20 protein-coding genes are annotated in these 20,665 nt (G+C 57.3%); 11 read left to right on the top strand and 9 right to left on the bottom strand.

The window, feature by feature from the left end:
• The first annotated feature begins 111 nt into the window (after nt 1-111).
• The 5 genes from VN577_15070 to VN577_15050 all read left to right on the top strand — a co-directional run bounded on the left by VN577_15070 (nt 112) and on the right by VN577_15050 (nt 6,161).
• On the top strand, nt 112-897 hold the full coding sequence (locus tag VN577_15070) for an IclR family transcriptional regulator (protein HWR16147.1): 786 nt from the start codon (nt 112-114) through the stop codon (nt 895-897).
• A gap of 225 nt (nt 898-1,122) precedes the next feature.
• Complete coding sequence (locus VN577_15065) at nt 1,123-3,036, top strand: hypothetical protein (GenBank protein HWR16146.1); 1,914 nt, start codon at nt 1,123-1,125, stop codon at nt 3,034-3,036.
• A 92-nt stretch (nt 3,037-3,128) separates the two neighbouring features.
• Nucleotides 3,129-3,842, top strand: coding sequence for a lipid-binding SYLF domain-containing protein (locus VN577_15060; GenBank protein HWR16145.1), 714 nt, complete (start codon nt 3,129-3,131; stop codon nt 3,840-3,842).
• Between the two features lie 8 nt (nt 3,843-3,850).
• On the top strand, nt 3,851-4,219 hold the full coding sequence (locus VN577_15055) for a PilZ domain-containing protein (GenBank protein ID HWR16144.1): 369 nt from the start codon (nt 3,851-3,853) through the stop codon (nt 4,217-4,219).
• A 106-nt stretch (nt 4,220-4,325) separates the two neighbouring features.
• Nucleotides 4,326-6,161 carry a sodium:solute symporter family protein gene (locus VN577_15050; protein HWR16143.1) on the top strand — a complete coding sequence of 612 codons (1,836 nt, stop codon included), beginning with the start codon at nt 4,326-4,328 and terminating at the stop codon, nt 6,159-6,161.
• 9 nt (nt 6,162-6,170) lie between these two features.
• Here VN577_15050 and VN577_15045 read toward each other — a convergent pair whose 3' ends face one another.
• Both VN577_15045 and VN577_15040 read right to left on the bottom strand, forming a co-directional pair.
• Nucleotides 6,171-6,683 (bottom strand): response regulator, encoded by a 513-nt coding sequence (locus VN577_15045; protein HWR16142.1) that lies wholly within the window; start codon nt 6,681-6,683, stop codon nt 6,171-6,173.
• Nucleotides 6,684-6,882: 199 nt separating this feature from the next.
• A complete protein-coding gene (locus tag VN577_15040) occupies nt 6,883-7,449 on the bottom strand; it encodes a Maf family protein (GenBank protein HWR16141.1) in 567 nt (188 codons plus the stop codon).
• Nucleotides 7,450-7,531: 82 nt separating this feature from the next.
• Between VN577_15040 and lepA the strand changes: the two genes are divergently transcribed.
• A complete protein-coding gene (lepA, locus tag VN577_15035; protein HWR16140.1) occupies nt 7,532-9,337 on the top strand; it encodes a translation elongation factor 4 in 1,806 nt (601 codons plus the stop codon).
• Here lepA and VN577_15030 read toward each other — a convergent pair.
• The 4 genes from VN577_15030 to ruvX all read right to left on the bottom strand — a co-directional run bounded on the left by VN577_15030 (nt 9,334) and on the right by ruvX (nt 12,901).
• Nucleotides 9,334-10,095 (bottom strand): response regulator, encoded by a 762-nt coding sequence (locus VN577_15030; protein HWR16139.1) that lies wholly within the window; start codon nt 10,093-10,095, stop codon nt 9,334-9,336. The genes lepA and VN577_15030 overlap by 4 nt on opposite strands.
• Nucleotides 10,096-10,426: 331 nt before the next feature.
• Nucleotides 10,427-11,368, bottom strand: coding sequence for a DUF4292 domain-containing protein (locus tag VN577_15025; protein HWR16138.1), 942 nt, complete (start codon nt 11,366-11,368; stop codon nt 10,427-10,429).
• 54 nt (nt 11,369-11,422) lie between these two features.
• Nucleotides 11,423-12,409, bottom strand: a complete 987-nt coding sequence (gene mltG / locus VN577_15020; GenBank protein HWR16137.1) for an endolytic transglycosylase MltG — start codon at nt 12,407-12,409, stop codon at nt 11,423-11,425.
• A gap of 33 nt (nt 12,410-12,442) precedes the next feature.
• A complete protein-coding gene (gene ruvX / locus VN577_15015) occupies nt 12,443-12,901 on the bottom strand; it encodes a Holliday junction resolvase RuvX (protein ID HWR16136.1) in 459 nt (152 codons plus the stop codon).
• A 42-nt stretch (nt 12,902-12,943) separates the two neighbouring features.
• On the opposite strand from ruvX, the gene VN577_15010 reads away from it, so the two are divergent.
• From VN577_15010 to rsmI, 3 genes are read left to right on the top strand one after another with little or no spacing between them, the layout of a single operon-like run.
• Complete coding sequence (locus VN577_15010; protein ID HWR16135.1) at nt 12,944-14,062, top strand: AI-2E family transporter; 1,119 nt, start codon at nt 12,944-12,946, stop codon at nt 14,060-14,062.
• Nucleotides 14,063-14,094: 32 nt separating this feature from the next.
• Nucleotides 14,095-14,388, top strand: coding sequence for a hypothetical protein (locus VN577_15005; GenBank protein HWR16134.1), 294 nt, complete (start codon nt 14,095-14,097; stop codon nt 14,386-14,388).
• Between the two features lie 39 nt (nt 14,389-14,427).
• Entirely contained in the window at nt 14,428-15,294 is an 867-nt protein-coding gene (rsmI, locus tag VN577_15000) for a 16S rRNA (cytidine(1402)-2'-O)-methyltransferase (GenBank protein ID HWR16133.1), read from the top strand.
• Here the strand turns inward: rsmI and VN577_14995 are convergent, their stop codons facing one another.
• On the bottom strand, nt 15,295-17,553 hold the full coding sequence (locus VN577_14995; GenBank protein HWR16132.1) for a winged helix-turn-helix domain-containing protein: 2,259 nt from the start codon (nt 17,551-17,553) through the stop codon (nt 15,295-15,297).
• 203 nt (nt 17,554-17,756) lie between these two features.
• Between VN577_14995 and VN577_14990 the strand changes: the two genes are divergently transcribed.
• Nucleotides 17,757-18,266, top strand: a complete 510-nt coding sequence (locus tag VN577_14990) for a hypothetical protein (GenBank protein ID HWR16131.1) — start codon at nt 17,757-17,759, stop codon at nt 18,264-18,266.
• Between the two features lie 40 nt (nt 18,267-18,306).
• Here VN577_14990 and VN577_14985 read toward each other — a convergent pair whose 3' ends face one another.
• On the bottom strand, nt 18,307-19,014 hold the full coding sequence (locus VN577_14985; GenBank protein HWR16130.1) for an NAD-dependent deacylase: 708 nt from the start codon (nt 19,012-19,014) through the stop codon (nt 18,307-18,309).
• A gap of 43 nt (nt 19,015-19,057) precedes the next feature.
• Here VN577_14985 and VN577_14980 point away from each other — a divergent pair, with 43 nt between their 5' ends.
• On the top strand, nt 19,058-20,377 hold the full coding sequence (locus tag VN577_14980; GenBank protein HWR16129.1) for a hypothetical protein: 1,320 nt from the start codon (nt 19,058-19,060) through the stop codon (nt 20,375-20,377).
• Here VN577_14980 and VN577_14975 read toward each other — a convergent pair whose 3' ends face one another.
• Nucleotides 20,378-20,656: a hypothetical protein gene (locus tag VN577_14975; protein ID HWR16128.1), complete on the bottom strand. Its 279-nt coding sequence runs from the start codon at nt 20,654-20,656 to the stop codon at nt 20,378-20,380.
• Between the last annotated feature and the right edge of the window lie 9 nt (nt 20,657-20,665).

Here is a 20,665-nt window from a genome sequence, read left to right as displayed (position 1 = left end):
TGAACACAGATTCACTATGATGGACAGACCATAGGCCCAGGTTTCCCGCAGGTCAACTTTGTTGTTCAAAATGTTGAACAGTAATTCAGGCTAATGTACGATGATTCCGTGGTGACCAGATCCGAAAAAGAGACTCCGGCGACCGCGGTGGAGCGCGCCCTGGGTATTCTGGAAGCAGTGGCGCAGCGTTCCGGAGGCATGTCGAACGCGGACATCAGCCGCCGTCTGGAGATTCCGAAGAGCTCCGCCAGCTATATTCTTCGCGCTCTTGAGAAGAATGGTTACGTCCGGCGAGGAGAGGATGGCCGGTATCACCTCGGCCTGAAGGTCCTGAACCTGAGCCGGCACGCGCTGGCAGGAATTGACGTCCGGGAAATTGCCCTGCCGGTGATGCGCGACCTGATGCATCGCAGCCAGCTCACGGTGCACCTGGCAATCCTTGATGGCGACGAAGCGGTGTACATCGAGAAGGTAGATTCGCCCGGTTTCATCAAGATGGACACCTGGGTGGGTAAGCGCATGGAGATCCACACGACCGGTGTGGGCAAGGCGCTGATCGCGTATGAGCCGGAAGAAAAGGTTCACCGAATCGCCCAGGAACGCGGTTTGCGGAAGGTAACGCCGAAGTCGATTACGGCCGTTCAGCGCTTCATGAAAGAGCTCGAGCACGTGCGCGAAGTCGGCTACGGCATAGATGACGAAGAGAACAGCCTGGGTGTCCGCTGCCTGGGCGCCCCTATCTTCGGCGAGGGCGACCGGGTGGAGGCCGCCATAGGCGTCAGTGCCACGGTGAACCAGGTGCCGCGAGAGGCGGTTCCGCGCTATTCGGAAATGGTGAAGGAAGCAGCCCGGAAGATATCGGCTCAATTGGGTTGGCGTCCGCATCTCCACCGCTAACAACCCAGCAACTCACCTTGCCATCGAAGTGTGGGTATTTCGCGCCGCCCGTCAAGACCGGCCTTTCAGCCGATCGTCCATGTACCTTCAAAACCGGAGGGACATGCCCCGCCCCCTCGTCTGACGCGGCTTAGGTAATCTGGCCTTCGTTACCTCCTGCTGGCAAAGTTTCACCGTTAAGTTTTACCTCCCCCCAATCGCCTCTTCGCCATACAAGGAGGTTCCATGCTGAGTTTGAGCAAGCTTCGTCTTGTCGTTGGGTTTTTCCTGATGGGATGGCTCGCGGTGGCCGCCGCGGCATCCGATGTCCGGATTGCTGGACCGGAGGGTGGCGACGTTCGCCGCCTGGCAGCAGCTCCGGACAACCCGAATCGCATTTTCCTCGGCACCAGTTCTGGCCGTCTTTATGTATCGGAAGACCGTGGTCAGTCCTGGGCTGTTTTCGCTCACCTTGGTGAGGGCTTCGATTACATCCTCGACAACATCGAGATCGACCCCACCGACAGCAAGATCATGTACGTGGCCGCATGGAGCATCGAAGGTCACACGGGCGAACTGTTCCGTTCGCGTGATGGTGGCAAAAGCTGGGCTTCCCTCCCGGGCATAAAGGGCAAGTCGATTCGTGCGCTGGGTATGGCGCATTCCAATTCGAAAGTTCTCGTCGCTGGGACGCTGGATGGCGTTTACCGCAGCGACGACCGCGGCGATTCCTGGAAGCTGATCTCGCCCGCGGGACACAAAGACATCCGCAACATCGAATCGATCGCCATCGATCCGAAAGATCCCAACACCGTTTACGCCGGCACCTGGCACCTGGCTTGGAAGACGCAGGACGGCGGCAAGAACTGGAAGCTGATTAACCGCGGCATGATCGACGACTCCGATGTGTTCTCGATCATCGTGGACCCGAACGAACCGAACGTCGTTTTTGCGAGCGCCTGCTCCGGCATCTACAAGAGCCAGACCGCCGGCGAAATTTTCCAGAAGGTCCCGGGCATTCCCTTCTCGTCGCGCCGTACGCGTGTCCTGAAGCAGGATCCCAACAACCCGAAGATCGTTTATGCAGGAACCACAGAAGGCTTGTGGCGCACCACCGACCTCGGCCAGACCTGGAAACGCGTCACCTCTGACAAGGTGATCATCAATGACGTTCTGCTGAACGCCAGCGATCCGAACATGGTGCTGCTGGCGACGGACCGCACCGGCGTCCTGATGAGCAAGGACGGCGCAAAGACCTTCGCAGCCTCGAACCGTGGATACTCTCACCGCCAGGTCGCCACTGTCCTGGTTGACCAGAAATCACCCAACCGTCTTTACGCGGGCACGTTGAATGATCGTGAAGCGGGTGGCGTGTTTGTGTCGGAAGACGGCGGCAACCGCTGGCAGCAGATCAGCTCCGGTCTTGGCGGAAATGATGTGTTCCAGGTTCGCCAGGACGATCAGGGCAATCTGTATGCAGCCACGAATGGCGGCCTCTTCAAGTACAGCGCGAAGAGCAAGCTCTGGATGAAGGTTGTTCCGGCCCGTGTAGCCGAGAAAATCCGCGTGGCGGACATGGACCTGAACGGAAATGTCTGGTACATCGCAACTTCGAACGGACTGTTCTCGAGCAAGAACCGTGGCGCAACGTGGACGCCAGTCGCCGGCATCGCGAAAGACCGTTTCATCGCGGTGAAGTCGCAGGGCGGAATCACGGCGGCGGCTACCAACAATAAGGTGTATGCGTCGACGAACGGGACCTCGTGGCAGCAGGTTCGTATCCCACTGGTCTCTTTCATCAGCGGCATGACCCTGGATGCGAATGGTTTCGTGTGGCTCAACTCTCCGAACGGCGTATATCGTCAGGTTTCGGACGGATGGGAAAAAGCCCGCGAACTGCCGCAGGAAAAGGTGGCATCGCTGGATTTTGACCGGCGCTCGAGTTCGATGATCGCCATTACGCGCGAGGCGAACCGAGTGCTCGTAAGCAACGATGGACGCAACTGGCGGTCGGTATTCAATGCTGGCGTACCGGTTCGCAGTATTGCGTTAACCAATGATCGAGTGTTCGCCGGAACCACCTTCGACGGTGTGATGACGGTAAACTATGAACGCAATCGGCACGTCGCCGGAAGCGAACCCGGTGGCGGCAACGACTAGGTTTTGCGCGCTGCTCAAACCGCACGGGGCCGTCATGGCCCCGTGTTTCTCGTTTTTCTGATAAAACAGGGCTGCTGGTAGGAGGTAGTACCGTGAAACGTTGGTTCTTAGTTGCAACCGTCGTAGTGTCACTCGTTGCTAGTTCCTTCGCCGAGAAGGGCGACAAAGAGAAAGAACGCCTGCAATCCGCAGGGCAAGTCCTCAAAGAGATCCTCGATATTCCCGACAACATTCCCAAAGAACTGCTCGACAAAGCCGAGTGTGTGGTCGTGCTGCCTGGCGTGAAGAAATTCGCCATCGGATTGGGCGGAAGCTTCGGCCGTGGCGTGATGATCTGCCGCTCGGGTGCAAACTTCACGGGGTCCTGGGGCCCTCCGGCAATGTACGCTCTCGAAGGCGCCAATATCGGACTCCAATTGGGTGGACAGGAAACTGATTTCGTTCTGCTGGTGATGAATCCGAAGGGCGCCAGGTCATTGCTGAGCAGCAAAGTGAAACTTGGTGCCGATGCCGCTGCCGCAGCCGGACCGAAGGGGCGTAGCGCACAGGCGGCCACCGACGTAGTCATGAAGGCTGAGGTGCTTTCGTATTCGCGTGCGCGCGGACTGTTTGCGGGCGTATCGCTGGAAGGCAGCACCCTGCGCTCGGATGGTGGTGCTAACGAAAATCTTTACGGCCGCGAGTTGAGCGCCACGGACATCATTCGCGACCGCAAGGTCGGAACACCGGCAGCAGGGCAACTCCTGGTGTCGGTACTGAACCAAAAGACGCCAAGAAATTTATCCGACCAGAAGTCATTGAAGTAAGGGAGAATATGGCAACGGAAACAGTGGTGACGGAAGCGCACATTTTGAATACGCGCAGGTTCCGCAGGTTCAAACTCGACGTCCCTGTACGGGTGGTCGTACAGACCGAGGACAAGACCCGGATCATCGACGGTCGAGGCAACGAACTGAACGAAGGTGGCTTGGCCGTACAGGCTGGGGTCGAGTTGCAACTCGATGAAAAGGTGGAAGTGGAATTCACTCCCCCATACACGGGACAACCGATCCGCGCGCGTGCGATTGTGCGCAATCGCAACGGGTACCGGTACGGGTTTGAGTTTCTAACCGAGTCGCCCACAGACTGCGATCGAGTCATGGAAATCCGCACCGCTCTCCAGGGCATGGGCAAGTTGATGTAGTTTTCTTCCGGGCAGGCGCTCGCCTGCCCGATTTCATTTCTTCAGAAAAGTTTGACACCCTCACCCGTTCTTCGGAACACTGTTGCCGCCACTCACGGTCAATCATATGAACTTCACTGTACTCGACTGGTCTGCCATTGTTGCGTATCTCGCCATCACCCTACTTCTCGGGCTTTATTTCAAATCGCGATCCGGTAAGTCTGTGGATGAATACTTCGTCTCCGGGCGCAACGTGTCCTGGTGGCTGGCCGGCACCTCCATGGTGGCAACGACGTTTGCCGCCGACACGCCGTTGCTGGTAACAGGCCTGGTGTTCCGGCAGGGCGTGGCCGGGAACTGGCTCTGGTGGAGCTTCCTGCTCTCCGGAATGATGACGGTATTCCTTTTCGCTCGCCTGTGGCGGCGTTCGGGACTTCTGACCGATGTGCAATTCGCCGAGATGCGCTACAGCGGAAAGCCGGCGGCGTTCTTACGTGGATTCCGCGCCATCTATCTCGGGCTGCTGATGAACTGCCTCATCCTCGGATGGGTGACCAAGGCGATGGTCAGCATCACCAGCGTTTCGCTGGGGGTCAGCGAGCAAGCAGCGTTGTTCATCTGTATCTTCTTCCTGATTCCGTTCACCGGATTCTACGTTTCACTTGGCGGACTTTGGGGCGTGCTCTGGACCGACGTGTTCCAGTTCGTCCTGAAGATGGGCATCGTGATCGCGGTAGCCTTCTACGCCGTGAAAGCCATCGGCGGCATGGACGTGATGCTGGCGAAGCTCAGCGCCATGCAAACGGAAAGCGGAGCAGCCAATCCCGTTGCCCTGTTCCCGGATTTCTCGCGCGACTTCACGGTCGAAACCTTGTGGACGTTGCCGGTGATCACCTTCGTTGTGTTCATGGCCGTGCAATGGTGGGCGTTCTGGTACCCGGGAGCGGAGCCGGGTGGCGGCGGATACATCGCACAGCGCATCTTCAGCGCGAAGGACGAGAAGAACGGGTTGCTCTCGGTGTTGTGGTTCAACATCGCGCATTACGCAGTGCGTCCCTGGCCGTGGATCATTACGGGACTGGCCGTCATCGTGCTGCATCCGGAGCTCGCCGCTCCGGGCGCCAATCCCGAATCGGGTTACATGCTCGTCCTGAATCAGCATTTGCCTCATGCGTGGCGCGGCATTGCCATCGCTGGATTCCTGGCGGCGTTCATGTCGACGGTTGCGACTCAGCTGAACTGGGGCGCCTCCTATCTTGTGGCGGACTTCTATCGCCGGTTCGTCAAACGGGATGGTTCGGAACGGCACTACGTTAACGTGTCGAGACTCTCGACGGTCATTCTCGTCATTTGCGCGGCAATCGTGGCCGCTCTTCTGACCTCGATCAAATCCGGTTGGGAATTTGTCCTCGAACTCGGCGCAGGCACCGGCATTATCTACCTGCTGCGCTGGTACTGGTGGCGCATCAATGCCTGGAGCGAAATCTCCGCGATGGCGACAGCCATGATAGTTTCGCTGACGCTACGCGGGTGGCAGTACCTGGGCGAGCAAGGAACGCTTTCGGCACCTTTCACCGGCAGCGGCCCGGTTGTTTTCGCGAAGTCGGCACTGACAACCACGCTCTTCACGACGGTTATCTCGCTGGCTGTAACGCTCTTTACCCAACCGGAATCGGAGAAAGTCCTGCGCGAGTTCTACCGGAAGGTGCGCCCGGATGTACGCGGGTGGAAGCCCATTGCGGCACTCGAGCCGCAAATACGACAGACCCGCGACCTGGGTCGAAACCTGATCGCCTGGGTGCTCGGGTGCGGCATGGTTTACATGGCTCTGTTCGGAATCGGCAAATTGTTAATGAAAGAGCCCGGACTTGGGGCTTTATTGCTGGTGGGCTCGGCAGTTTGCGCAGCCCTTCTTTATGCCGACCAGACGGCTCGACGCTGGGGCGCGGAGCAGGAAAGTTAGTCTTTGAAGTTATGATGCGGTCAAATTTGACGCAGTCAACGGTTTAGTTGACGGAAGAACCTTTTTCCCGGCTTCCGTCGCCATGCCAACGACGATTCCGGCGGCGGCCATCACGCGGGCAGACCAGCCCACGGGGTGGCCGTTTCCGTCATTATGATCGGAATTTTCGACCAACCCCTGGACTTCCTTCACAATCTTGAATCCCGGTTCTGTCTTGCAATAGAAGCGGTCATAGAAAACCGGTGTGTCTTCAGGCAGATAGGGGAGCCCGGATAGGATCACGACCGGCGTGCCCGGGTGAGTTTCCTTCATCGCCTTGGCCAGCTCCCCGCCATTCATTTCGGGCATTTGGAAGTCGATCACGGCGGCGTCAAAGTGCTGGAGCTTATAGAGGCGAAGTGCCTGTTTGGGATTCGTGCAGGTGACCACCCGGAATTTGAAAGCTTCAAACAACATACGGCGCACGGAGAGACACTGTACGTCGTCGTCAACCAGCAGGAGTTGAGGATTGTCAGCGGCCAATCGGGGGACCTCCGCTCTTTGGTTCGCCAGTTTCGGCGACCGGGTACCCGGCGCAGTACAAAGGTGCAGTCGAAAGGCCACTCAGAATTATTGACAGGCAAGGGGTTACGCATAGCTGCTTAAGGCCGCCGATGTACTTTTTACCAGAGGTCTGGAAATTGGTGCCCGCGACTGAGTAGATCCGTTATAGGGCCCGACTTTACAGAAGCTTGTGATCGCGGAGCATTCCATAAACGAGTGGGACGGGCAGCCCGACCACGTTGAAAAAACACCCGTCGACTCGGGGGATCCAGCGCGATGCAATCCCTTGAATCGCGTATGCTCCGGCCTTGTCCATCGGCTCGCCGTGCGCAATGTAATCTTCGATCTCCTGCTCGGGGATACGGATGACGTGTACCACGGTTGTTTCCAACCGCACATCGTGGATGCCTTTACCCAACAGGCACACTCCGGTCATTACCTGATGCGCGCGTCCGGAAATCATCTTCAGCATTCGACGGGCGTCGGTTGCATTTGTCGGCTTCCCCAGAACTTCGTTGTCAACCACCACAATGGTGTCGGCGCCAAGAACGACGGTCCCGTCAGCCCGGTTCGTTTGAAAGATCGCATTAGCCTTTTCGAACGCGAGCCGCTCGGCGAAGTCGCGCGGCGATTCTCCGGGACGCAGATCTTCCGGAATATCTGACGGCTGAACGGTAAATTCGAGGTTCGCGCGGCGTAACAGTTCCTGTCGTCGCGGCGACGAAGAGGCGAGGATCAAGTGCATAGTTGGAATCTTAAATGAGCAGCTTGCACTGGCGTCGGCCGCGAGTGGGAAAGGCCTTCACCTGTTAGAATCGAAGTACAAGATGGACCGCGCTTTTATTCGTAATTTCGCCATTATTGCTCATATCGACCACGGCAAGAGCACGCTCTCCGACCGTCTGCTTGAGCTTACGGGGGCATTGTCCGCCCGGGAGATGCAGGAACAGGTGCTCGACGCCATGGATCTTGAGCGCGAGCGCGGCATCACCATCAAGGCGCACTGCGTGCGCATGAATTACCAGGCGCAGGACGGCAAAACCTACCAGCTCAACTTGATCGACACTCCCGGCCACGTGGACTTCTCGTACGAAGTTTCCCGGTCGCTGGCCTCGTGTGAAGGCGCGCTACTCGTCGTTGACGCCTCTCAAGGCGTCGAAGCTCAGACACTGGCCAATGCTTATCTGGCGATCAATCACGGACTGGAGATCATCCCGGTCATCAACAAGATCGACCTGCCCAGCGCCGATATCGAACGCACCAAGGAAATGATCGAGAGCGCGGTCGGACTGGACGCCCATGATGCGCTGCCGATCAGCGCCAAGACGGGGATCGGCGTGCCGGAGGTTCTGGAGGCGATCGTAAAGCGCGTGCCTCCGCCAAAAGGCGAGCCTGAAAATCAGTTACAGGCACTCATCTTCGACTCCTGGTTCGACCCCTACCGTGGCGTGATCGTGCTGACTCGCGTCATGCAAGGCACGCTCGAGATGGGACAGAAGATCCGCCTGTGGTCGAACGGCAAGGTCTTTCAAGTGGAGGCGCTTGGCGTGCTGACGCCGAAGCCCGTTCCCATCGACAAACTCGAGGCCGGTGAGGTCGGGTTCCTGATCGCCAACATCAAGACGGTTTCCGATACCCAGATCGGCGACACGATCACGGACGATGAGCGCCCGGCGATTGAGGCACTGCCCGGCTTTGAAGAACTGAAGCCGATGGTGTTTGCGGGCCTATACACGGTGGACGCGCACGAGCACACCATCCTACGCGACGCGCTCGAAAAGCTTCGGCTTAACGATTCGTCGTTCTTCTTCGAACCTGAAAGTTCGGCTGCCCTGGGGTTTGGCTTCCGATGCGGCTTCCTCGGCCTGCTTCACATGGAGATCATCCAGGAGCGGCTGGAGCGCGAGTACAACCTCGACTTGATCACCACCGCGCCCAGCGTCCGCTATCACATCACCAAGACCGACGGTGAGGTTTTGGACGTCGACAACCCGTCGAAATGGCCGCCAACGGGTGAAATCGCCAAAATCGAGGAGCCGGTGATCCTGGCAACGATTTTGACGAATGAGGAGTACGTCGGCGGCATCCTGAAACTGGTGGAAGACAAGCGCGGACGGCAGAAGAATTTCGAATATGTGAGCCCGACGCGGGTGATGCTGAGCTACGAACTTCCTCTCAATGAAGTCGTGCTCGACTTCTACGATCGGCTGAAGACTGTTTCGCGCGGATACGCCTCGCTGGACTATCACCTTGCCGGCACGTGGGAGTCGCCGATGGTGAAGATGGACATTCTTGTCGCCGGCGATCCGGTGGATGCGCTTTCACTGATCGTTCACAAGGATTTCGCCTACGAACGCGGGCGTGCCTTGGTATCCAAAATGCGCGAACTCATTCCGCGTCAGATGTTTGAGGTACCAATCCAGGCGGCTGTCGGAGCAAAGATCATTTCGCGAGAAACCGTCGCGGCCATTCGCAAAAACGTTCTTGCCAAGTGCTACGGCGGCGACATCTCGCGTAAGCGTAAGCTGCTGGAAAAGCAGAAAGAGGGCAAGAAGCGCATGAAGCGCATCGGCAAAGTGGACATCCCACAGGAAGCCTTCCTCGCCCTCTTGAAGGTTGGCGAAGAGAGTTAAGCGCGCGGACGCTCGAGTACCGAATCCAGAGTCTTCAGGAGTTTTTCCGGGCCGATGGGCTGGAACAGGTACTCGTCGGCGCCGTTCTTAAGTCCTCTGTCGCGAGCCTCAGGCTTGGTGAAAGTCGCCGAGAGGTGAACGACCGGAATCGTGGACGTTTTCGGGTTCGTCTTCAGCACCCGGCATACGTCGAATCCGCTCATATCTGGAAGATTAATGTCGAGCAGAATCAGATCCGGCTTTCTTGCCGCCAGCTCGATCGTCTGCCGTCCCGTGCCGGCTTCCATGACTTTATATCCGCCGTTCTGGAGGATTCTGGACACGGCGTAACGCTGCACTTCGTTGTCGTCCACGTTGAGAATGTTCCGCGAAGAAGCCCGCAAGTAAGCCGCGTGGTTTTCGATCATGTGCCGTAGTTCCCGAGTCCAATGAGGCGGTCCGTCCAGCTTCTGGACGTGTACGTCGAAGAACTTGCGGCCCCAGTTCGGATGCCAGTTGGAGTGACCCAGCAACATGATGGGCGGACCGCCCGCGGCCTTGATCTCGGCGCAGGTCTCGTAGGTCTTCTCGACCGTTTTCGAAGTAGCTACGATGATGGCGCGTATGTCGTTGCGAGCACTAAGCGCCGCCTTTACATCGGCAGCGTCGAAAGCACTGAGGACCTGATAGCCGGAGTGCTCAAGTACCGCAATCCGGATGGGGGCACCGCTGGGATCGTCGTCCCAGACCAGAATGATTTCCTTGGGAGTGGAAGACACTGTTTTTGGACCTTAGTTAATTCTCCCCCAGCTGTGAAATTACACCATAGGTAAATCACCCGATCCAATGCCCTAAAGTTGTGCAATCCATAGGGGCTAAGAGTGTCTAGGTGTGCAAAACGTCAAACTGACGGTAAACAGCCGTGCAGTGATCCCCGCAGAATTGCAACTCTGGTTAATAGCTCACAAGCCATTGTGATTGAAGTAGATCGGTGATGCTTAATCGTGGTGCAATGTGCTCCAAGCTCTAAGAAAAAGAGGCTAATTCGGAAATAGGCGACTTTTTCTCCACAGGTTTTTCCACAGTTCTGAGGAAATCAGAGCTGCTGCTCTACTTCTTTTCGGAATCCCCTGCTGTAACCGCGCTGGCTGTGTTGCGATTCGTTCCAAGCTGCACCAGTTGCGAGCCCGGTGGCTGGGTCAGCACGAACTGGTCGTCCTTGAGCGGCTCGTTCAAGGTGAGCTTCAGCAACTTGAGGCCGATCGTATACTCCTCTGCCGGGCGGACGATCGTAATCGAGGTTGGGAACTTTGTTCCGTTAAAGTCCTGATAATCATCGTATCTTGCTTCGGTTGCGAGGTTCCCCGTTTTGTCGTAGATCAACTGGCGTTTGGGCAAAAGATCGAGCCGGCTGAAGATAACCTTCCGGGAAAGATACCAACCCTTGTCACCCTTGCTAATGACGTCCACAACATAAGTCGGGAACGCCACTTCGTTCTTGGTGTTGGTATCCGTCATGGTTTCCGCACTGTGCTCAAGCACCGCGATGTCCTGCTGCGGATCGAGTTCGTGCTGCATTAAGGCGTCGTAGATCACGTTCGGACGCAAGTTCTCCAGCGCATTCTTGGAAGGCGTGGTCACATCCGGCGGCCCGACAATGAACTTATCCTTCGGCGGAATCGAGAGTTTGAAGCCCTGCGCGTTGCTAACCATGTCGAACGCACGGTTCCGCACCACCGGGAATAAACCGATCATGCGTAACTGCGCAGGCTTCCGCATAAGGATGTAGCCGCGGATTTCTTTGTATTCGGTGACTTTGCCTTTCTTAGCGCCACCGACTGACGTGTCGATATCCACTGTCGCGTTCAGCGTCTGCACGGCTTTGCCCTGGGCGTTAATGGTGTCGACGAGTTCGTCCAGAGTAGCTGTGCGGACAGATGTAACTGTGGTCCGGACAGGCACCTTGTGAGACCGGAAAAGACAGCCGCTGGAGACGGATATCACGAACAGTATGAGTGCGAGCCAATATGTCTTCCGCAAATTCATGAGCATGAAAAGTAAGTCCAGCAGTTAGATTCCAAACGTCTAGTATATGTCCACTCGGGGCTAACGGTTTGCAGCAGCTACGGCCCGGCGGTACGACACGACATTACGGGAATGCTCCTCGAAGTTACGGGCAAACCGGTGCCGTCCGTTGTTGTCGCTGACAAAGAAAAGATAGTTGCTCTCGGCGGGCTTCATGGCCGCTTCGAGCGATGCCCGACCCGGATTTGCGATCGGCCCTGGTGGAAGTCCCGCTCTGCGATACGTATTGTATGGCGAATCGAATTGCAGATCCGACTGGTAGATGGTTCCACGATAGCGTCCCGCGAGCAGTGCCGCGTAGATGACGCTCGGGTCCGCTGCCAGCGGCATGCCGAGTTTCAGCCGGTTCTGGTAGACGCTTGCCACCATCGGACGCTCGTCAGGCGCCGCTGTTTCTTTCTCCACGATGGACGCCAGCGTCACAACCCGATGCACGTCGGAGCTGAGTCCAATCGCTTTCGCTTCCTGCTTGAAGCGCCGGACCATAATCGCAACCATGTCCTGCATGCTTTGGGTGCGAGTAAACCCGTAGGTATCCGGGAACAGATAACCCTCGAGCGATGTTGCCTCTGGATCCAGGTCGCGAATCAATGACACTTGTTTCTTCGCAGCATCGACGAAGTCGCTTTCTTTTCCCAAGCCGGCCGCTTGTATCACTCGGCCGATCTCGAACATGTTGAAGCCTTCCGGGACCGTCACCGTATGGACAAAGATCTCGCCGCGCACCAGTCGCTCATGCACCTGCATCGCCGATGCGGAGTTCTCGAACTTGTACTCTCCCGCCTTTAGCGATTTCGGTTTTACGCCGAAGTGATACAGCAGAAACGCTGTCTCGCTCCGGATGACACCGTTTGCTTTGAGTTCACGCGCGATGTGCCGGGTGGACCAACCTGGCATGAGCATCACGAATTTCGGCTGCGCTGGACGCGTCGGCACCAGCAAGGTCCACCCTAGCCACACGCCGGCGATCAGAACCACCACAAAAACGAACTTGAAGAGTCTTTTCATCCCGCTTGCTGTATTTCTTTCCTGTTTCTTTCTTTATGTCGCGTTTCCTCTTGCATCCATAAATCCCTGCAGGATGAGGACCGCTGCCATCCTGTCCACGGCGGCGGCTCTTTTTTCGATGCTCAACTCAGTTTCGCGGAGCAACCGATTTGCTTCAGCGGACGTGAGCCGCTCATCCCACATATGCACGGGTAACTCGAATTTCTGGCGCAATTCCTCAGCGAATGCCTGCACCTTCTCCGTCTGGGCACTGTCGGATCCGCTGAGGCGGCGCGGAAGTCCAACGACGATCTCGGCAACGTTGTAATCGCGGATCACCCGGCGAAGGTACTGAAGGTCAAAGCGCTTATTCCGGCGCTCCAGCGTCTCAATGCCTTGTGCGGTAATACCCAGCAGGTCCGAAACGGCGATCCCGATCCGCCTGGTGCCCACGTCCAGCCCCATGATACGGGTTGTCTGGGAATTCTCTTGCTGGTTGTTCCGCTCTGACACAGCGCAATTATAGGGGGCGCTCATCCTATATGGGACGAATCTATGGCAGCGAACCCTCTCGACTTCGAACCGCGTGCTCCCAAAGAAGCTCCCAACTCCGAGGCGAAGCCCACAACGCTGCCGGGACTGATTCGCCAAAATTCGGCCGCAAACACCACGATGGTCGTCATCGCAGTGCTTGCAGCGATGTATTTCGCGCAGATTGTCTTCATCACCATATCCATTGCGTTGCTGCTGGCATTCGTGCTGGAACCGCTCACCCGACTCTTCGAGCGCATGCGCCTTCCGCGGAGCGTTTCGGCCCTGATCGCCGTCACGATTTTCTGTGCCGCTCTTTACGTGATTGGCTACTTCTCATACAACAAGGCAGTCGACTTTGCACAGCAAATGCCGCGGTATTCATCGGAAATCGGCCGGGTCGTCGGCAAGTACCGTCAACAGGCGCAGACGATTCAGAAGAGTACCGAGGAAGTGCTGCCGAAGGACAACGCTGAAAAAGGAACAATCAAAGTCCAACAGCAGTCAAGCTGGACCGATAAGCTGTTTTCGAATCTCGGCACTGCCACGGAAATGGTGTTCGCAGCTTCGTTCATTCCTTTTCTCGCGTACTTTATGCTGACCTGGAAGGAGCACTCCCGCAAGCACACGGTGCTGCTGTTTGCGACTGAGAACCGAAGTACCGCGTATGCCACTCTCGGCGCGATCACAGAAATGATTCGCGGGTTCATAGTCGGCAATTTCCTGGTCGGAATATTCATCGGGGCCATCAGTACGGCAGTCTTCGGTTTGATGGGCCTGCCCTACTTCTATTTCGTCGGGTTCATCAGTGGATTCCTCAGCCTGGTGCCGTATCTCGGTGTTCCGCTCGCGGCCGTGCCTCCCCTGCTGGCGGGAGTCGGCGAGATCCACTCCACCGGCTTTCTCATCATTGTGCTCACCGTGGTGGGACTGCATTTGTTTGCACTGAATGTGCTCTATCCGAAATTCCTCGGCAGCCGCCTGCAATTGAACCCGCTCGCCGTAACCGTTGCCCTGCTTTTCTGGGGCTGGATTTGGGGCGCGGTCGGACTGGTACTGGCGATTCCGCTTACGGCTGCTATCAAGATCATCTGCGACCATATCGAGGTGCTCCGGCCTGTCGGTGGGCTGCTGGGCGAGTAAACCGCCCCTTTGCGCTTCTCATCGAATCCAGTATGCCCACTGGATTTGCTCACATCATCTCGCTCGGCGTTGTAAGCGACTCCGCCGGAATCCGCGTACCGCAGTATCAGTTCACTTTTAATGATGGCGGCAAGTCGTATGGCCGTACCTTCGATGAAACTAGTCTTATCCAGTTTCTATCGCAGGACATCGCTCTCCGCCCCGATCTTCTTGACCAGGCGCTTGCCGATCTTCGTGACCACCGGAATGCCACCATCCGTAACCTGACAATCTCGGAGAACGACGCGGCTTTCATGGGATTCAAGGAGGTCCCAAGCGACTTCTGAGTCGCAGCTTTCGCACAGCTTTCCTGCTACACTGCGCCCATGAACTCCCGGAATGAGGAGCGACTGGATCCCGCGCTATACATTGTCGGCACTCCCATCGGTAATCTGGAAGACATCACCCTGCGCGCGCTACGCGTGCTTCGCAACGTGGACCGCATTGCCTGCGAAGACACCCGCCAGACACAAAAACTGCTGAATCATTACGAGATTCACACCCCCACCGTCAGCTATCACGAGCACAACGAGATGACCCGCGCGCCGGAGCTGATCGTCCACCTCGAAGATGGTGAAAGCATTGCGCTCGTCACCGATGCTGGAATGCCGGCGATCTCCGACCCCGGATATCGCCTGATCACCTTGGCAATCCGGCATCATCTAAAGGTCGTGCCGGTACCGGGAGCATCGGCGTTCCTTTCGGCGCTCGTTGCGAGCGGATTTCCCGGCGACAGTTTCAAGTTCAGCGGTTTCCTCCCGGCTAAATCGGGCCAACGGAGAAAGTTGCTCGAAGAGATGCAGCATGCGCCACGCACTCTCATCTTCTATGAGGCGCCGCATAGGATCATCGAGACTTTGAAAGACATCGTGGACGTGATGGGACCCACGCGGCACGTCGTGATCGCTCGCGAAGTCACGAAACTGCATGAGGAGTTCCTTCGCGGACATGTTGAAGATGTGTTGCGGATCGCCGAAGAGCGAGGCGAACTGAAGGGCGAGATCACGTTGCTCATCGCCAAGGCAGATGAGAACGAACCCGAAGCGCCGAAAAAAGAGTCGGTCAGCCAGTTGGTGGAGCGTTACATGCGCGACGAATCCCTGGACGAAAAAGATGCGCTGAAACGCGTCGCGCGCGAGATGGGCGTCTCGAAAAGCGAAGCCTACCGCGAACTTCAGCGCACTAAAAAGTAGCTACCGGAAATTCTCCACCAGCATAATCTCGCTACCACCGACGTCCGCCATGGTGTACAGCATAGTTTTCTGATCTGGGGAAATGGCGAGACTTGGCCCCGGATTCGGCGCGTCCGGCAGTGCGCGCACGTTCCTGATCTCTTTGGTCGCGAAGTCGTAGAAAGCCAGCGCCGGGAACACACGCTCATCATCATTCTTAAGTTCCGGACGAATGAAGTAAATCCCGTTCTTCTGCAACGACCAGCATCCCCACAATTTGGCGAACAGTTCGATCGTCACCAGCGTTTCCGGCCCGCCCGCTGCCGGCATGGAGAAGATTCCGAGTTTATCCCACTTCACGTAGTAAACGGTACTCCCGTCCACTGACTCAAAGCCGGAAAATCCGCCGTTTTTTGTCAGTTGGATCGGCTGTCCGGTTCCATCCACACGCGTCTTCCAAAGCTCCCACCTGCGGCTTGCGTTCGAACTGTAGTAAATCCATTGGCCGTCGCGGGAGAAGCTCGGCACGACATTATCGAAGTTGCTCGCCGTGATTCTTCTCGGAGTACCTCCCTGGCTATCGATCACGTAAATGTCCGAGTGCTGTTCCGGTCGTGCATCGAATGCGATGAACTTCCCATCAGGGGACCAGCGAGGAGTGCCCGTCTGCCTGTCGCCAAAGTTAGTCAACTGGATCGCGTTACTGCCATCGGGGTTCGACACCCAGATCTCCCACGGCCCAGACCGTGTAGACGCAAAGGCGACTCGAGTGCCATCGGGTGAGTACTGCGGCCCCACTTGCATAAGCCGCGACGAGATCACGGGCACGCCATCCGTCGCATCCTCTCTGTGAGCGATTCCCGGCTTGTCGATTTCGAAGGCATATATCTTCGCCGACTGTGAAATATGCACATACGCCAGGTGATCGCCAGTCCCCGCCATGATTGGGCTGACGACGTTGTCGTTACCAAACGGAAGTCGCTTCGGCGTGCCGCCCTCGACCGCAATTCGCCAAAGCGCGGTGCGCGCACTTCCTTCACGCGCCGAGGAATAGATGATTTCCTTGCCGTCGTCGCTGAAGCTCAGTCCGCGAACATGCTGGCCGTCGTGGGTAATGCGCCGCGCCTCGCCTCCGCTCGCGGGTATGACGAAAACGTCGGAGCCGCCCGAACTGAAGTTCCGCGAAAACGCGATCAGCTTACCGTCTGGTGAGAACGTAGGCAGCGTATCGCCGTTGAATCCCTCCGGCGGAAAAGTAAGTTGCTTCTGTGGCGTTCCGTCCATTGAGTAACGCCAGAGGCTGGCCGGCCCCTCTTTCACCAGGCGGCGACCGATCAGAAACCATTGGCCGTCCGGGGCCCACTTCAGATCCAGGATCAGAGGAGCATCAAACAGCTTTCTCTCTTCCCCACCGATCGCCGGAATTACATACACCCCTACATCCGGCTTACGATTTTCCTCTTCATCAAGTAGCTGTTCCGTGATGGTCCGCTTTACGTTACGGAGTTCGGAGCCCTCTTGTTTCACTCCGCGCACACAAGCGATGTATCTTCCGTCCGGGGACCACGCCGGTAAGATGTGCACCACACCCTTCTTGGAAGGCAACAACGCTACGGGACTCCCCGCCCCTACTACCTTCAGGTAAATGCCGGGAGGCACAGTCGGGCTGGGCGACCAGACGTAAGCAATCTGCTTACCGTCGGGGGAAAACTGCGGATCGAACTCGCAGCCCATCGAGCTCGTAAGCGGCGTCAGTCGGAAATTCGGCGCAACACCGAAAATTCCCAGCGAATACTCTCGCGGCTTTCTTTTAACCGACCATGCGCCAAGCGCAATCACCATAAGCACAACCCCTGCCACGATGGCCTTGGTCGGCAATCGCCTGAGGACCTTCGGACTCGCGGGAAGTGGCGGAGCTAAAGTCGGTCCAACGTGGTCGGCAGTGACGGGCGCTATGAACCTGTACCCTCGGCGCGACAGGGTCTCGACGAACCGGGGGCTGTCAGCGGAGTCCCCCAGTGCAGTGCGTATCTTCTTTATGGCAACGTTCAGTCCCTGGTCGAAGTCACCGAACTCGGCCTCAGGCCAGAGCTGCTGCTTCAGTTCGTCCCGGGTCACAAGTTCACCCGGACGCTCCAGCAACATCGCCAACACCTTGAACGGCTGCTCTTGTAAAGGAAGGCGGACGCCCGCTTTGCGAAGTTCGCCCGTTTGCAGGTCCAACTCGAAGATCCCGAATCGCACCCGACGCGACCCATACATTAACTCTGACGAAGCCACAAATCACCCCACGTTGAACGCATCCTCTCACACTTCAGACGGGCGAGCACGAGAAACGTTAATTCACAAATTGTTGCCGTCCCTTACTTTTCTACAACTTGCACCGATATTTGGATTTTCGTGGCGGTTAATGGCCGCTCCATTTCTATGTCGTCCCGCGCGCCTCATCTTCGCCCCACCTCGACACGAGGCAGGTGGGGTGCATGCGTTCCTTACTGCTCATTTTGACCACATTGGTTTGCCTGGCGGGTTCCGGTCACGCGCAAGAGCTTGAGATCCGTTGCGGCGACGGCTTTACGCCCACCGCATGTGAGCTCGCGAAGGGTTCACTGACTGTTGCAATCCAGCAACTCTCTCCGGGACTTCCCGGCTGGCGCTGGGTAATTGTTCCGGCCGAAAAATGGGAGGCGGTTGCCACGTCGTTTGGCATCAGCCCGACTACGCCGGCTTTCTCAAGCCTGGGCATTCAGTCAACTTACATTCATTGCGGGTTTGTCCTGTTCGACACCCGCCTCGATGAGCATCTGCAGTCCTACTCGTCGCGCACGGGGATCGATCGCTTAAGGTGGGTGGTGGCACACGAACTCGGGCACATCGTGTGCGGCACCAAAGACGAACACGAGGCAGAGTCGGCGGCCAAGAAAATCCAGGCCCGCAACCGGAACGCCTGTCCTGTTAGGCCTCCCCGTGACCTTATGGCAGCACGGCGATGATTCCCACCGAAACGCAGGGGCCACCGGAGGAAGCGTTTGATTACCGCAAGGCCAGCGGGACGACCTCTCCCGCCTTTCCTTCCAGCACCTCATCAAACAAACCGACGTTCTCCGGAGCTTCAGGGCCGATGTAGTAAGTGCGCGTGCTCGTGGGAACCGCCTTCACGAATCCTGCCGCGGGATAGACCACTCCCGAACTGCCAATGCAAACGAACACACTGGCCGTAGCCAGTTCGGCATAGATCTGGTCCATATCGAACGGCATTTCGCCGAACCAGCAGATATGCGGGCGCACGTATCCGCCGCAATCGCATCGCGGCAGTTCGACGGGTTGTTCGTAAAGATTCGTGTCAGGGAACGGTTCTCTGCTACAGCGGTCACAGCGGCTTTTGAAAAGCTCTCCGTGCATGTGGATTACCCGCTGCGATCCTGCCTGCTCGTGCAGATTGTCGACGTTCTGCGTTACGAGCGTGAACCGGTCACCGATTCGCCTCTCAAGTTCCGCTAGCGCCATGTGCGCCGGGTTAGGCTTCGCCTGCGCCGCTACCTGTCGGCGCATGGAGTAGAAATCCCATACCAGGCGACGGTCGGCCGCCCATGCCTCGGGAGAAGCAACTTGTTCGATGCGATATCCGCGCCACAAACCGCCGACGCCGCGGAACGTCGGAATGCCGCTTTCGGCACTCACACCGGCGCCGGTCAACACAAAAACGCGATCGTTTGGTTTTATCTCGATCTTCAACCGCAACAGTTTAGCTACATTTCATAGCCGCGTGTGGGATGATATCCGCATGTTCATTCGGCTCACCATTCTTTTGCTCATCTGTTCCTTTTCGTCACTCTCATTCGCACAAGCCGTGCGTGTACAGGTAATGAAAGCCAAAAATGGCTGGCAACTGCTGCGCAACGGCAAGCCGTATTACGTCAAAGGCGTGGGCGGCGACGGGCATCTCGATCTCCTGAAACAACTCGGCGGAAACTCATTCCGCACCTGGAGTGTGCAGTCGTTTGAGGAAGGTCCGATATTGCAGCAGGCCAAAGATCTTGGCCTCACCGTAGCTGCCGGACTTGGCCTCGAGCACGAGCGGCATGGCTTCAAGTATGACGATGCCGCAGCTGTAAAGAAGCAGTTCGACAGGGCCATTGCCGAGGTCGAGAAGTACAAGAACGAATCGCCCATCCTGGTATGGGGTATCGGCAACGAGATGGAAGGCGACGGCAATAACCCGGCGATATGGAAGGCTGTGAACGATATCGCCCGCGAAATTCATCGGCGCGATCCGAACCATCCCACCATGACCGTCATCGCCGGGTCCGGGAAGAACTCCATCAAGCTGATCAACTTTATGAAGTACTGCCCGGACGTGGACATTCTCGGGATTAATTCCTATGGCGGCATGGCCAACCTGCTTGAAGAAGTGAAGGCCACGAAACTCGATCGCCCTTACATCGCCACCGAGTTCGGTCCGATTGGCTGGTGGGAGATCCGCAAGACGAGCTGGGACGTCCCCGTTGAGCAGACCAGTTCCGAGAAAGCCGCGACTTACCGCGACAGCTATCGGCATTCCGTTCGTGATGCCGGCCCTCTCTCATTCGGCAGTTACGCGTTTCTCTGGGGCGCCAAGCAGGAGCGCACGCACACCTGGTTCAACCTTCTGCTTCCCGACAATCCGCAGCTTGACTTCCCTGTTCGCGGCACCGACTCGAAAGTCAGTAAGACCGAAGCCGTAGATATGCTGAGCTACGAGTGGACGGGTAAATGGCCGTCGAACCGCACTCCTTCGATCGCGAGAATTCAGTCAGATGCTTCGGAAAAGCGAATTGCCCCGGGTACCGAATACACGGCAACGGTAAAGTCCGAAGATCCTGACAACGATCCGCTTGCGTACTCGTGGGAAGTCCGTGAGGAAACCAGTGACGCTCGCGAGGGCGGCGACGCCGAGAAAGCTCCACCGGCTGTTTCGGACGCCGTCGTTTCCGTCAACGGTAACACGGTAAAGTTCAAGGCTCCGGCGAAGCCCGGTCCGTATCGCTTGTTCGTTCTGGTGCGCGACGGCAAGGGCAGTGTGGCAACCACAAACATGCCGTTCTTCGTGGAAGAAAAGAAGTAGTCAGTCGTTTCGGTAATTGATGTCACGAAGTGCGCGACGGTAGCGGAGCATTCGCAACCGTCGCGCACGCCACAATGCCACTCCCACCACATTTACCAGGTACCACAGCAGCGGAATGAATATCGCCAGGACGACCAGGATGGCGAGCACCGTGGAAAGCGCCGCGTAGGCGGCCGTCCACAGCTTTTCTTGTAGCAGGAAATACAGGACCGCCAAGCCGGCGATGATGGCGTACGTTGTCCACGCAAGTTTTGGAAATTTTCGCCGGTTTCGACGCATGTGCGCCGC

It is taken from the genome of Terriglobales bacterium, from assembly GCA_035561515.1.
Classification (GTDB): Bacteria; Acidobacteriota; Terriglobia; order Terriglobales; family Acidobacteriaceae; genus DATMXP01.
Note: the sequence above shows the minus strand (reverse complement) of the source record. Positions and strands in the feature narration are given on the sequence as shown.

What these genes read in the sequence shown, in the direction of transcription:
- VN577_15005 (HWR16134.1), top strand. Translation starts at nt 14,095, where the DNA reads ATGCCCACTGGATTTGCTCACATCATCTCGCTCGGCGTTGTAAGCGAC.
- VN577_15055 (HWR16144.1), top strand. Translation starts at nt 3,851, where the DNA reads ATGGCAACGGAAACAGTGGTGACGGAAGCGCACATTTTGAATACGCGC.
- VN577_15050 (HWR16143.1), top strand. Translation starts at nt 4,326, where the DNA reads ATGAACTTCACTGTACTCGACTGGTCTGCCATTGTTGCGTATCTCGCC.
- lepA (HWR16140.1), top strand. Translation starts at nt 7,532, where the DNA reads ATGGACCGCGCTTTTATTCGTAATTTCGCCATTATTGCTCATATCGAC.
- VN577_14975 (HWR16128.1), bottom strand. Translation starts at nt 20,656, where the DNA reads ATGCGTCGAAACCGGCGAAAATTTCCAAAACTTGCGTGGACAACGTAC.
- VN577_15010 (HWR16135.1), top strand. Translation starts at nt 12,944, where the DNA reads ATGGCAGCGAACCCTCTCGACTTCGAACCGCGTGCTCCCAAAGAAGCT.
- VN577_14980 (HWR16129.1), top strand. Translation starts at nt 19,058, where the DNA reads ATGTTCATTCGGCTCACCATTCTTTTGCTCATCTGTTCCTTTTCGTCA.
- VN577_15065 (HWR16146.1), top strand. Translation starts at nt 1,123, where the DNA reads ATGCTGAGTTTGAGCAAGCTTCGTCTTGTCGTTGGGTTTTTCCTGATG.
- VN577_15040 (HWR16141.1), bottom strand. Translation starts at nt 7,449, where the DNA reads ATGCACTTGATCCTCGCCTCTTCGTCGCCGCGACGACAGGAACTGTTA.
- VN577_14990 (HWR16131.1), top strand. Translation starts at nt 17,757, where the DNA reads ATGCGTTCCTTACTGCTCATTTTGACCACATTGGTTTGCCTGGCGGGT.
- VN577_15025 (HWR16138.1), bottom strand. Translation starts at nt 11,368, where the DNA reads ATGCTCATGAATTTGCGGAAGACATATTGGCTCGCACTCATACTGTTC.
- rsmI (HWR16133.1), top strand. Translation starts at nt 14,428, where the DNA reads ATGAACTCCCGGAATGAGGAGCGACTGGATCCCGCGCTATACATTGTC.
- mltG (HWR16137.1), bottom strand. Translation starts at nt 12,409, where the DNA reads ATGAAAAGACTCTTCAAGTTCGTTTTTGTGGTGGTTCTGATCGCCGGC.